Source organism: Microcoleus sp. PH2017_08_TRC_O_A, assembly GCF_020738665.1.
GTDB lineage: Bacteria > Cyanobacteriota > Cyanobacteriia > Cyanobacteriales > Microcoleaceae > Microcoleus.
In genome coordinates, this window is sequence record NZ_JAEQCE010000021.1 from 134633 (window position 1) to 146888 (window position 12256).

Here is a 12256-nt window from a genome sequence, read left to right on the forward strand (position 1 = left end):
TTAAATATCGTCTACTTAGTGAATATTTAGAAGGAACCTAAACCTGTATGCTGACATCTTACAAGCCAGATGTTTTCGATAGTTTAGAGCATTTTTTCACGGCAAGAGACCTGCTGGAACAAGCCCAAGACAACATGACCGAACTCGGTGCTATCATCCGCAGTCACGGCTTGCAAAAACAGGTGGGCATCTGCTTGCTTCACAAACACTTTGACCTCTCGGATAACGAGAGGTTGGTTGAAGAGTTTGATGGCAACAATGCTTATGTCAAGCCAACCGCAGAATACGGCGATGCTATTCCTTATATGTGGAAGGTGGAACAAAATCAAGCATCAGGCGAATGGGTTTGGTTTCCCTTAGAATTTGTCCGCGTTACTGAAGCTGTTTTGGCAGCAGTTGAACGCTCAGCAGCAGTTGTCAATAACTCGGAATTCCTGAATGAAATTGCGGGTAAACTGTCAGAATTGGGAATGACTGGAATGTTCGGGATCAGCATTTTGCACCGAGATGCAATTAAGGTTGCTGAGGGCGAAATTTTGGTGGAAAGCACAGACGATGAAGCCCGCGTCTTGACTTTTTCTTCGGTTCCTCGCCAGAATGTCGATCGCACAACTTTAACACAAACTCTCTGGCAGTTCCCGAATGCTGAAGGGTTTGAGGTTGGGGCGATGTGTTCTCACTGCACTCACTGCACGCATTGCACTCATTAAGCAAGATTTCCCAACTTTAAAAAGTTCGCAGTCAGGACTTCAGTCCTTGCTTTACAAACTTAGAAGATAGGACTAAAGTCCTTACGGGAGCATCTCAGTTTTGATGTTTTGATTTTACAGTGCGAGCGTCCCCGCTCGCGAGTATAGATCGCGAGCGGGGACGCTCGCACTGTAAAGAAATTGCTTTTTTGCAAAAGTGAGATGCTCCCGTCCTTACTACGAACCTGAAACTTAGAAGATAGGACTAAAGTCCTTACTACGAACTTCAAATAGGGAATATATGACTAAAGTTCGATGCTGCAAACAGGTTTTTAGTAAGTGCGATTGAGCAATATTAAATAATGTGCAATCTCCGTCAAAGTATAGTAATTTATCGCTGTCAAAATCTGGAGTTAGAAACTACAAAAGAGTGCACAATTCCCCGAGTGTGGCTGAGTTCGGGTACGCAGCTAGCTGTTGACACTTCGCCCGATAGCCTTCAGTATTGTGAAGGTGCTTTTATGCCCAAAGAACCTTGGAGGGAACCGACGCCCGCAGAGTCGGCACTGCTTTGGACAGACGAACCGCCGCCCCACTATGCGGGTGTCGGAATTGTGCGTTTACCTGCGGATGTTTTGGCTTTGTTGGCTGATGCTGCTATCGCTTCGCTAACCACTCCCCTACAGGTGGCTGAGTTTAAGTCTCAGAAAAAATGCGGACAGATACTCGATCGACTAATTGACTATTTTAAGCCTTTTTGTCTGTCGGATTCGCCGCCAGTTATCAGCGGTATGGGAGGCCGACAGCCGGGATTGAGTACGGCGACAATTGATAACAAACGCGGTTGTCGCAACGGTTTGCATACTGATAGTTGGGACAATCTGCCCCTGGATAAAAAGCAGGAGGCTACTAATCGGATTTGTGTGAATTTAGGGCGGGACAGCCGTTATTTTTTGTTTGTGAATTTGACGGAGATGGACATTTTTCAAATGCTGGGATGTTCTGGTGCTGATATTGGGAAACCTTGGACGCGACAGTTAACTTATCAGTTTATGCAGCGCTACCCAGAATATCCGGTGGTGAAGCTGAGAATTGCACCGGGTGAGGCTTATATTGCACCGACTGAAAATATGATTCACGATGCTTCTACGGCCCAAATGAAGCATTTAGATATTAAGGTGATGATGCGCGGTTATTACAGGATTCCAGTATGAACTTTGATGACAGTTCTGTGGCAGATTCACTAAAGGAAGAGGGGAAATTGCAACAGTCGATCGCGCTTTACGAAAATGCGATCGTCCAAAATCCCAATTCGCCCTCAGCTTACTACGATTTAGGAAAAGCCCTGCAACAAAACGGCCAAATTGCCGCAGCCGTCGCCTGTCACCAAAAAGCCATTCTCCTGCAACCAAACTTTACCGCCGCTTACTTCCCGTTAATGTACGCGCCCCTCCCCAAAGATTCTCCTCTCATTGACGGTTTGGTGGCTCTGTACCGCGAAGTTATCGAGATTTTGCCAAATTTTCCCTTAGCCTACATTAACTTGGCTGTGGCGCTGAGCAAGCAGGGAAAAATCCAGGAGTCGATCGCACTTTTTCAAACCGCAGTCCGCTTGCAAACTGTAGCATCTCGCCCGGAACTGTCCCAAGTAGAATGGAATTCAACCCAATTGTGCGAACCCGATTTCATCATCATCGGTTCTCCGAGGTGCGGCACAACTTCTCTCTACAAATATATCACTGCACACCCTCAGATTTTACCCGCTGCCAATAAAGAAATCTGTTTCTTCTCAGAACATTTCAACAAAGGATTAGCTTGGTATCAAGCGCACTTTCCGCCGCCAATAGACGCGCATCATTTTTTGACAGGAGAAGCAACTCCGACTTATCTGACTCACCCGCTAGCTGCGTCAAGATTGCACGGATGTTTGCCAAAAGTTAAGCTGATTGTGATTTTGCGAAATCCAGTCGATCGCGCTTTGTCGCACTATCAAATGCTGGTGAGGCGCGGAACGGAATCCAGGACGTTTGAAAAGGCGATCGATGCCGAGTTACAATTACTCGCAGACGCTACCGAAACAAGTTTAGCAGATAAAAGTTATTGGAAAGATTGTCATTATATTTATAAGAGTCTTTATGCTTGCAGTCTCAAACAGTGGATGAATCTTTTTCCCAGGGAACAGTTTTTAATATTGCAGAGTGAAGAATTTTATGCAAATCCGGCTGCGACACTCAGCCAAGTCTTTGATTTTTTAGATTTACCAGATCATCAACTCAGCGATTACAAACAATATAACGGTGGGAATTATCAGCCCGCGAATGATGTTGTCTGTCAGCGACTGCGCGAATATTTTCAGCCGCACAATCGAGAATTAGCCGAATATGTGCAGAGAGACTTTGAATGGTAAGCAAAATAAATAAAGTCCTAGATGCAACTGTCATATTAAATATAAGGTACGTAGTTGCGCTTCAGCGCTCTTGTATTATATATATAAGAGCGCTGAAGCGCAACTACGTACCTAAAAATTAGCCACCATGAGAGTGTCATTTGCATCCATGATTGAGATAATTAACCAGTTAAGGTGCGCCTAGCGCACCCTACATCTTATCCGCGCTTGTCCGCGTTCATCTGCGGTTAAAAAAATCCAAACCTACTTACTCGCATAACCAGTGCTCACCAAAAACTCGCGCAACTTCCCAAAGAATTGAGTGCGATCGCGCCCTTGATAAACTCCCTCCAACAACCGCCAACCTTCTGCCTCCTGGCCCGCGACATACTTGCTCGCCATGAAGGCCGCCAACACGCCTTTTACCTCTGCATCTTCGCTCGATCGCTTCCGAGATTCCAGCCACAACTCAGCACCATTGGTGTATACTTCCACCGGATATTGCTTCGTAACATCTTCCATTTTACCTGGCCGGTACTGCCAAATTTGCAGCGGTAAGCGAGAATCCGCATAATTGGTAAAAGCCTCAGCAAATCGCCCGTCCAGACTCTTGAACTCCGGGATATCATTTTTGCCAAAATCGACAATTTCGTAACTCACATTGCCCCAAAAATGCTTGATGTGAGTGTATTTCTTCGCGGCTGAGTCGTAGCGGTAAATAAACGAATAATTGCAGCAGCGGACGCCGCTTTTAATTGAGACTAAATCTGCCAGCACTTCCGGTTCCTTGTCGCCGTCCAAATCGCGGATTCGCACGGATAACAAACGCCCTTCGGATACTTCGTCGCTGGCTTTTTTGTCGGGATTGTCTGCTAGAGAACGAGTGGGAATCAGCACTGGTTCTTCTAGTAACGTTTTACCGTCACGGATAATTTTGATGCGGATATTTTTAGCATTTTCTGCTTCTTTGACAAAAGACACTTCTGCCCTAACTTTCCCAAACTCCGAGATTTCTGTGGTTCTCGGCGGGCCGATATTCGGCGGAACTTGCGCGATGTATTGCGAGGGAACTAAGGCTGTTTTGCCGGGTTTGGCGATCGCCTGACACAGAAAAGTTGCTACTTCGGCGCGCGTTGCATTGCGTGTCGGTTCTAGCTGTTTGACGGCGGGATAGTTGACCACAAGTTGTTTTTCGGCGGCGGCGGCGATCGCATTTCTCGCCAATTCGGGAATGTCTCGCGCATCTTCAAAAGTCGCATTCAAAATCTCAGGCGCTGAACCAGCAGGCGTATATTTCAAGCCGCTGCTTAAGGCGACCAAAACCTGCCAGCGGGGAATGTTCAAAGTCGCGTTAAAAATACTACCACTGGAACCGGACATAAAACCCGTTTGATATGCTTCTCGAATTGCTTTATAACCCCAGTAATTCGTGGGAATATCTGCAAAGTCGATCGGATTCCGGACGGTTTTGGCATCAGGAAAAGCCCTCCGCAGCATCGCTGCAAACTCAGCGCGGCTGACGGGGCGGTTCGGGCGAAAAGTGCCGTCTTCGTAATAGCCGCTGATGATTTTTTTCTCGGCTAATTCTTCTATGCAGGCTTGAGCCCAATGGTCTTTAACATCTTTAAATTTGGCTTCTGCCAATGCTGGCGCTACATTTAAGCCGGGAAACACTAAATTGCCGATGATTATCCCCAGGGCTACCACTAAAGCGATGACAGCTTGACGTTTGTGCGATCGAACCATACCACAGCCTCCTCATAATTCGCAAATATACCAAAACCTACAGCACTTATGCACTCATATTAAAGAAACCGGCTTTTTTTACGAAAATCTTTGGCTGTAGCCCTCAAATTAGGTGAAAAACCCGGTTTCTTTGGTGGGAATGCGTAATTCCTATTGTAAAAAACCCTCGTTTCTGACTATCTCTGCTAAAACAAAGCAGCAGTAGCGCCTGATACACGGAAGCGTGGAATAATATAGGTGATAGCAACTTTGTCACCTGCGATCGCGATGTTATCCCCAAAGGAACTAACTCTTAGAACTGTTGTAGGCGGAAAGGATAAAGTTGCTCCTGGTGGAACTGTACCCAAATAAGTCTCTATCAAGTTCCCTGTTGTACTGTTAAAGCGATATACAGCGCCTTGAGACTCGTAAGAGCTGGCTCCAATCAGAATCTCACTGTCTGTAACTGCCAAACTACCTCCGAAACCATCGTTTGTGTATAAGTTGAAATCGGGTTGGTTTGGGTTGGAAAATTTTCGGATCAATGAGCCTGTATTGCCGTCAAACAGGTACGCTGCACCCCTACCGCTATCGGCAAATGGCGCTCCGATGAGAACATCATTACCAACTGCTGCGATCGCCTTGCCGAAAGTAAAGCTGCCGTCTCCAGGATCTGGGCTTGGTAAAGTCTGGAGAAGTTGACCGGTGATGCTATCGAACAGATAAACTGCTGCATTAATGGACGGTTTGTCTGTTAAGCCTGCGATCGCAACTTTGTTTCCGACAGCACTTGCATATTCGATCGGAAAAAGATTTCTCGGGATGGGACTGAAAAAACTTTGGAGTAGCGCGCCTGTATTGGAGTCAAACACGTATGCAGGAGCCACTTCTTGATAACTGAAAGGTAAGTCTGGAGGGGGAGAAATCAGAACGTTGTTACCAACAAAGGCGACTTTTCTAGCAGCGTCCAAGTTAGAAAGTTTGGTATTGTCAGTGCTGAAGCTTTGGAGTAAGCCACCTGTATTCGTATCAAACAGATATGATTGGTTGTAGTCAGATGCAATCAGGGCTTTGTTGTTAGCTAGAGCGACTTGAGTGCCAAATACAACAACAGGATATCCCGGCCCCGGCGGAAAAAAAGACTGCACGTATTTCCCCGTATTGGTATCCAACAAGCTAGCAGATCCTGCAGATTTTACAAAAGGGGCGATGCCTCCGAAGAGCAGTCGATCGCCGTCGGCTGCGATCGCATTGACGAAAGTGAAGGTTTCAATCGGAGAGGGTGGGTTACTATCGTCTAGAACTTTTAATGTAGCTGTATTCTGCGTGCTAATATTGGTGATGCCCGTAGGTTCGGTCAATGTCAGCAAAGCCGATCGAGGATAATGACGAATTTCATCATCGACTAAAGGAATATTAACAGTTTTAGGTGTAGTGTCTCCAGCGGCAAAATTGACTGTACCTAACTTGACTGGAAAAAAGGCAGCATTTAAGTTTGATGGCCGCAGGCTGGCCCCAACAAATGGATTGGGATAATCCAGCGTTACTGTAGCGCTGACAGCAGCGTCACTGCCGTCTGTGCGAGTCACGGTGACAGTTTTGGAAACACTGCTTTCATTGGTGATGAAATCATTGGTGCTAAAGGCTAACGTGCCGGGAACAATAAAGTCCGATCGAGCTAAAGTGCTGCTGCTAACATCTTTTAAAACTGCCAAAAACTCCCCTGTATTTTGCTGAATTACAGTATCGTTTGGATTTTGAGAGTCGGGCAAAATTCTGAGATTTTCAAACTGAAGCCCTTCTGCTAAGGCAATTTTATCCTCGCCCTTGTCAAAATCAGTAATAGTATCTGCTAGAGCAACTGTAGAACCGCCGAGTTTATTTGTGAGTACAAATACGTCATTGCCTTCGTCTCCGGTGAGAGTATCTACACCAATATCGCCGTTGAGAGTATCGTTGCCGAAGCCGCCAAACAGTGCATCATTACCTTTTCCTCCCCGCAAAATGTCGTCGCCTGTCAAACCGATGAGAGAATCGTTGCCTACTTCGCCTTTGAGTAAGTCGTTGCCATTTTCTCCTACCAGCAAATCCTCGCCTTTGCCGCCATAAAGTGAATCGTTGCCATCATTGCCAAAAATGTGATCGTCACCAGCATTCCCTAGAATCAATTCTGCATCTGAGGAACCCGTTACAGTATCCTCTCCGCCCAACAACCAGCCTCCCCCAGAAAAATTAACAAGTTGTCCCACGAAAAGCGTAACATTTTTCGATGTGTCGTCTCCTACCAAGCGCGACGGGTTATAAAAAGTGTCTGCTTTTAGTGCCATCTTCGCGTCCTCTTTCCTAAATTGAACTTTTGAACATAAACCGGGTTTTTCGATCGCAATACTTGCTGAAACCCTTAATATCCGTTTAAAACCAGATTTTTGAGTTTCCAGGAGCGATCGCACTGACGCCATCAGGCAGAAATTTGTTGCCAAAGGCGATCGATTGTTACAAACTTGTAACCTTTATACAACAGCAATGGAATAATTTTATCAGCAGAAGTCGCCACATCTTCGCCGCCGCAATAACCGTCGTGCAGTACAATTATTGAACCATTTTCTGTTTGCTGCACGACGCGACTCGTAACTTTCATCACCCCCGGCCGCACCCAATCTTCCGGGACAACACTCCACATTACCGGGCGATATTCCCACTGTTGCAATAACTCTAATGTTCGCGGCGTAAAAATGCCGTTTGGCGGCCGCACGTCGCGGATTAATTTTGGGTCTAAATCGCAAGCTTTGCTAATTGCTTTTTGCGTGTCTGCTAAACTTAGTTTGAGTTCGTGAGTTTTGAGTTTGGCAAACGATACGTGCTGGTAGCCGTGGAGGCCGATCCAGTGTCCGCGATCGTATACTTCTTTAGCCGTTTCTGGATGCCTGTCCACGCAAAAACCCAGCCAGAAAAAACTCGCTTTGATGTCGTATTTATCTAAAACTTTTAGCAATTGAGGTGTGTGCAGCCGGTGCGGCCCGTCGTCAAATGTTAGGGCAATTTCTCGGCTGTTGATATCTCCCGTCCACAGACATTTGGGAAAAGCCGATTTGAGAATGGGATGAACGACAGGAAACAAAGGTGCTAAGGGCATTGGTTAATGTTGCGAAAGTGCGATCGGGTAGAAATGAAGCTGCATTACAATAAATTAAACTTAACTCAATCGAGGTAAATATGACAACTGCCGTTGATATTGGAACGCTAATTGTCAGCACGCCGGGAACTTGCGGCGGCCGCCCGCGAATTGCAGGAACTAGAATTACAGTATAAAACATTGCTATTGATTTTAATGCCGGGATGACTCCACAACAAATCATTGATGAAATACCGCACTTGACTTTAGCACAAATTCATGGGGCATTAGCCTACTATTTTGCGAATAAAGACCAAATCGACACGGATATAGCAGCAGAAAATGCTGAGTGGGAGTGCTTGGAAGCAGAATCTATGGGGTGCATCTGGTTTTTGAAGAGGACTCTCGCATGACCGCATATAAATTATTAGTTATAATCCCATATTTACCGAGGTCATGCTTCGCCCCTACAAACATATTTGCTTGCACAAGCCGCTGCACCCAAAAAAATGTGGGACGATGCTCTGAGCAGCATCCTATTTATTTTTGCCCGAGGTCTATTTGATAATTGTGAATTGTAACTTGTGAAAGATTTAATTTTTCTGGTATTGCACAAAGTTGATCTGTAATGTACAATTTACTAGCTAACAATATAAAATTGAGCGAAGCAAATGCAAAAATACGTTTGTACAACTTGCAATTATGTCTACGATCCAGAAGTAGGCGACCCCGACGGAGACATAGCGCCCGGTACAGCCTTTGAAGATATCCCAGACGATTGGGTTTGTCCCACTTGCGGGGTGACAAAATCCGATTTTGAACCAGAAGAATAAGCGAGAAAAAAATTGTCCGATCGAATGTTAAAAATTACAGTCATAGGCGGTGGCGCTGCGGGTTTTTTTAGTGCAATTACCTGCGCTAAAACCTACCCGCAAGCCCGCGTCACTTTACTAGAAGCAGGCCGCCAAGTCCTGGCAAAAGTTCGCATTTCTGGCGGCGGACGCTGCAATGTCACTCATGCTTGTTTTGACCCCGGTGTTTTAGTGCAGAATTACCCCAGAGGTGGAAAAGCTCTGCGCGGTGCTTTTACTCGATTTCAACCCCGCGATACGGTTGATTGGTTTGCCAGTCACGGCGTGAAATTGAAAACAGAAGAAGATGGGCGAATGTTTCCGATTACAGACGATTCGGCGACAATTGTTAACTGTTTGATCCGCGCTGCTGAGGATGCAGGCGTGAGAATTCGCACGGGCGATGCAGTCGTTTATGTAAAGAAGTTAATGGGGAATGGCGCAGAAGACGGTCACGGGGATATTGCCTCTACATTTGAAGTTGAGTTGAAGTCGGGGGAGAGTTTTAAGTGCGATCGCATTTTACTCGCTACAGGTAGCAATCCGTCGGGTTTCAAATGGGCAAAAGAGTTAGGTAATACTGTAGAAGTGCCAGTCCCTTCTCTATTTACTTTTAATATTGCTGATAACAGAATCAAAGATTTAGCCGGAGTTTCGGTTCCGAATGCTAAGGTGAAATTGCCGGGAGCAAAATTAGAACAAAGCGGGCCTTTGTTAATCACTCACTGGGGTGTCAGTGGCCCTGCTGTACTCAAACTTTCGGCTTGGGGTGCGAGATTTTTGCACGATCGCCATTATCGAACATCTGTGCTGATTAATTGGCTTCCCCAGTACAATGCAGAGGTTTTGCGGCAGCAACTGCTGGGAGTCAAATCGCAGTTGTCGCACCGATTAATCGTCTCTAGCTGTCCGTTTCCGATGCCGCGCCGCCTCTGGGAACGTTTGACAAGTTCGATCGGCATTGACGAACAAAAACGCTGGGCTGACTTATCCAATAAGGCGATCGATAAACTCCTCCTCGAACTCGTCCAAGGCGAATATCAAATCGCAGGAAAAGGCGCATTTAAGGAAGAATTCGTCACCTGCGGCGGTGTCAACCTCAAGGAAGTGGATTTCAAGACAATGGAAAGTCGCCGCTGTCCCGGACTATTCTTTGCTGGCGAAATCTTGGATATCGACGGCGTGACGGGCGGTTTCAACTTCCAAAGTGCGTGGACTACGGCGTGGTTGGCTGGAATCGCGATCGGCAAATGATACTATTTTAGGCTTTGAGATTGGTCGATCGAGGTTTGGGACTTGCGATCGGCTTGCCAGTATTAAATTTTGTGTTATTTTTGAATCAAGGCGCATCAACTGTGCGTCAACTTCAGAATGCAGACAAAATTCGCAGTTTTGCGTACTTAACATCGGGTGAGAGACATGAAAAACTTGAATCTACAAACCCTAAAGTTCGATCGCCACCTTGACTCACCTTTCCTCGAAAACAACGGCTTACTGGAATTCAACCCCAAATTTATCACTCCCGAATTTTTAACAACCTGGACGTTTGAAACACACCTGTACGACGAAAAAGTTGCGATCGACCACTTTGTCATCACATTTCCCAGTCGCACTCAACTCGAAAACTACGCCGAATCTTTTCGCCCCTTCGGCGCCAAAACAGTTGAAGGCCCCGACTTATTCCCGATTAACTTTTGTTCGGAAAACATTAACATTCCCTCCGATTTATGGCTGCATTTAATGACATTATTAATGCCAGCCGGAGGCTTAGTAGTATTGGATGCGCCCCACGCAGCCGGCGACCAAAAAAACCGCTTCCAGCAAGAAAGAGGATTAGCAGCAGTTCACCACGTCGCGATTCGAGTGGAAAACGTGCAGAATGCTGCTACAATATGGCAAAATAAAAACTTCAAGCCCCTGTCAGATCAACCTTTAAACTACGGTTCATTAACCCAGTGGTTTCTGCAAAACCCCGCCGGACAAATCATCGAATTAATCGAACGGCGCCCCGGCAATAACGCCACTTTCGACTGCAAAAACATAGTAGGTTTGCGCTTGAGCGAAGGAAGTTCGGCAACGGATTCTGTAGCGGAGGTAACGGATGTCAGTCAAAAGTCTGAGGAAACGCGGCTCAAATAACAAATAACAAATAACAACCAATGCCCAATTCCCAATTCCCAATTCCCAATTCCCAATTCCCAAATATATGATTGCAGTAAAAGTTCCAAAAGTCACTTTTCAACCGCCGACATTCAACTCAATTGAAGAAGAACGCCGCCACCGCAAACAGCGTTTAGCCGCCGCACTCAGATTATTTGGTCGTTTCGGATTCAGCGAAGGAATTGCCGGACACATCACCGTCCGCGACCCCGAACACCTAGATTATTTCTGGGTAAATTCCTTTGGAATGCACTTTAGTTTAATTGGAGTCAGCGACCTAATTTTAGTCAACCACAAAGGCGAAGTTGTTGAAGGAAATAAACCCGTAAACGAAGCAGCATTTGCCATTCATTCGCAAGTTCACGCAGCCCGGCCCGACGTAATCGCAGCAGCCCACGCCCATTCACCCTACGGCAAAAGTTGGTCGAGTTTGGGCAAGTTGCTTGACCCGCTGACTCAAGATGCTTGTTCTTTTTATGAGGATCACGCTTTATTTGACGATTACACCGGAGTTGTTTTGGAAATCGAAGAAGCTAAACGCATCGCCAAAACTTTAGGAGATAAAAAAGCAATTATTTTACAAAATCACGGACTGTTAACAGTAGGTGAAACAGTAGATGAAGCAGCTTGGTGGTTTATTGCAATGGAACGTTCTTGTCAGGCGCAGTTAATGGCCGAAGCAGCCGGAAAACCCATTCTCATCAAGCCAGAATGTGCTCGTTTGACACAGCAGCAAGTAGGCTCTCACCGCATGGGATGGTTTAGCTTTCAACCACTTTATGACATGATTGTGCGCCGAGAACCAGACTTGTTAGATTAGCTATGTGGTGATAATTGGTAGGGTGCGTCGCTACCAGATATTCAACAAACTTGTAGATTATAGATGGATCCCCACCCTACTCTAGACTTGTAGGGTGGGTCATACTTTTATGCTGACATCGATTCCAACCAAGTTATCAAATCCTGTTGACTGGTAAAATCTAGCAAAATTTCACCTAAATCATCTAATTGTTGGGAAGATAACTGCTGGATGCGAGTTTGGATTGTTGCTGGTATTTCACCAGTACGTCGCGTGATTTGACGCAAAATTAATGCTATTTGTCCCTCAATTAGACCTTCTTGACGGCCTTCTTGGCGACCTTCTTGCATCCCTTTGATAACAGCACCGCGTTGGTCTTCAAAAAACATTTCCCGTTTTTCTAATGCTTGTAATTCCTCAAGGTTTAAACTTGACCTGTTGGCGATATTAAAAGCTGTTTGCATTTCGGGTACTGATGCAAATTTTTCCGGTATTTCCTCCAGTTCGGGAGCATTTTTGATAAAATAAGTCCAA

The 12256-nt window shown here is 45.9% G+C and carries 11 protein-coding genes and 1 pseudogene; 8 read left to right on the plus strand and 4 right to left on the minus strand.

Going from position 1 to position 12256, the window contains the following annotated elements:
- The first annotated feature begins 47 nt into the window (after nucleotides 1–47).
- From JGK22_RS09425 to JGK22_RS09435, 3 genes are all read left to right on the plus strand, one after another.
- Complete coding sequence (locus JGK22_RS09425; RefSeq protein WP_293181130.1) at nucleotides 48–710, plus strand: glycerol-3-phosphate ABC transporter substrate-binding protein; 663 nt, start codon at nucleotides 48–50, stop codon at nucleotides 708–710.
- Between the two features lie 341 nt (nucleotides 711–1051).
- On the plus strand, nucleotides 1052–1903 hold the full coding sequence (locus tag JGK22_RS09430) for a hypothetical protein (protein WP_293312738.1): 852 nt from the start codon (nucleotides 1052–1054) through the stop codon (nucleotides 1901–1903).
- On the plus strand, nucleotides 1900–3096 hold the full coding sequence (locus JGK22_RS09435) for a sulfotransferase (protein ID WP_293217763.1): 1197 nt from the start codon (nucleotides 1900–1902) through the stop codon (nucleotides 3094–3096). Before JGK22_RS09430 ends, JGK22_RS09435 begins: the two co-directional genes overlap by 4 nt.
- Nucleotides 3097–3339: 243 nt before the next feature.
- Here the strand turns inward: JGK22_RS09435 and JGK22_RS09440 are convergent, their stop codons facing one another.
- The 3 genes from JGK22_RS09440 to JGK22_RS09450 form a co-directional block, all read right to left on the minus strand.
- The gene (locus JGK22_RS09440) at nucleotides 3340–4821 is read right to left on the minus strand and encodes an S-layer homology domain-containing protein (RefSeq protein ID WP_293181139.1); all 1482 of its coding nucleotides are present in this window, start codon (nucleotides 4819–4821) and stop codon (nucleotides 3340–3342) included.
- A gap of 185 nt (nucleotides 4822–5006) precedes the next feature.
- Nucleotides 5007–7127 (minus strand): hypothetical protein, encoded by a 2121-nt coding sequence (locus JGK22_RS09445; RefSeq protein WP_293212647.1) that lies wholly within the window; start codon nucleotides 7125–7127, stop codon nucleotides 5007–5009.
- Between the two features lie 131 nt (nucleotides 7128–7258).
- On the minus strand, nucleotides 7259–7933 hold the full coding sequence (locus JGK22_RS09450; RefSeq protein ID WP_293181145.1) for a polysaccharide deacetylase family protein: 675 nt from the start codon (nucleotides 7931–7933) through the stop codon (nucleotides 7259–7261).
- Between the two features lie 80 nt (nucleotides 7934–8013).
- On the opposite strand from JGK22_RS09450, the pseudogene JGK22_RS09455 reads away from it, so the two are divergent.
- From JGK22_RS09455 to JGK22_RS09475, 5 genes and pseudogenes are all read left to right on the plus strand, one after another.
- Nucleotides 8014–8325: pseudogene (locus tag JGK22_RS09455) on the plus strand (DUF433 domain-containing protein).
- Nucleotides 8326–8583: 258 nt separating this feature from the next.
- On the plus strand, nucleotides 8584–8745 hold the full coding sequence (gene rd, locus JGK22_RS09460) for a rubredoxin (protein ID WP_293181151.1): 162 nt from the start codon (nucleotides 8584–8586) through the stop codon (nucleotides 8743–8745).
- 24 nt (nucleotides 8746–8769) lie between these two features.
- Entirely contained in the window at nucleotides 8770–10017 is a 1248-nt protein-coding gene (locus JGK22_RS09465) for an NAD(P)/FAD-dependent oxidoreductase (protein WP_293181154.1), read from the plus strand.
- Nucleotides 10018–10182: 165 nt separating this feature from the next.
- Nucleotides 10183–10902, plus strand: a complete 720-nt coding sequence (locus JGK22_RS09470; protein WP_293181157.1) for a hypothetical protein — start codon at nucleotides 10183–10185, stop codon at nucleotides 10900–10902.
- Between the two features lie 67 nt (nucleotides 10903–10969).
- Complete coding sequence (locus JGK22_RS09475) at nucleotides 10970–11743, plus strand: class II aldolase/adducin family protein (RefSeq protein ID WP_293181160.1); 774 nt, start codon at nucleotides 10970–10972, stop codon at nucleotides 11741–11743.
- A gap of 107 nt (nucleotides 11744–11850) precedes the next feature.
- Here JGK22_RS09475 and JGK22_RS09480 read toward each other — a convergent pair.
- The coding region (locus JGK22_RS09480; protein WP_293181163.1) for a DUF4351 domain-containing protein at nucleotides 11851–12256 on the minus strand (406 nt) is incomplete at its 5' end.

Coding starts and splice junctions, on each gene's coding strand:
- JGK22_RS09425 (WP_293181130.1), top strand. CDS start 48: ATGCTGACATCTTACAAGCCAGATGTTTTCGATAGTTTAGAGCATTTT.
- JGK22_RS09430 (WP_293312738.1), top strand. CDS start 1,052: ATGTGCAATCTCCGTCAAAGTATAGTAATTTATCGCTGTCAAAATCTG.
- JGK22_RS09435 (WP_293217763.1), top strand. CDS start 1,900: ATGAACTTTGATGACAGTTCTGTGGCAGATTCACTAAAGGAAGAGGGG.
- JGK22_RS09440 (WP_293181139.1), bottom strand. CDS start 4,821: ATGGTTCGATCGCACAAACGTCAAGCTGTCATCGCTTTAGTGGTAGCC.
- JGK22_RS09445 (WP_293212647.1), bottom strand. CDS start 7,127: ATGGCACTAAAAGCAGACACTTTTTATAACCCGTCGCGCTTGGTAGGA.
- JGK22_RS09450 (WP_293181145.1), bottom strand. CDS start 7,933: ATGCCCTTAGCACCTTTGTTTCCTGTCGTTCATCCCATTCTCAAATCG.
- rd (WP_293181151.1), top strand. CDS start 8,584: ATGCAAAAATACGTTTGTACAACTTGCAATTATGTCTACGATCCAGAA.
- JGK22_RS09465 (WP_293181154.1), top strand. CDS start 8,770: ATGTTAAAAATTACAGTCATAGGCGGTGGCGCTGCGGGTTTTTTTAGT.
- JGK22_RS09470 (WP_293181157.1), top strand. CDS start 10,183: ATGAAAAACTTGAATCTACAAACCCTAAAGTTCGATCGCCACCTTGAC.
- JGK22_RS09475 (WP_293181160.1), top strand. CDS start 10,970: ATGATTGCAGTAAAAGTTCCAAAAGTCACTTTTCAACCGCCGACATTC.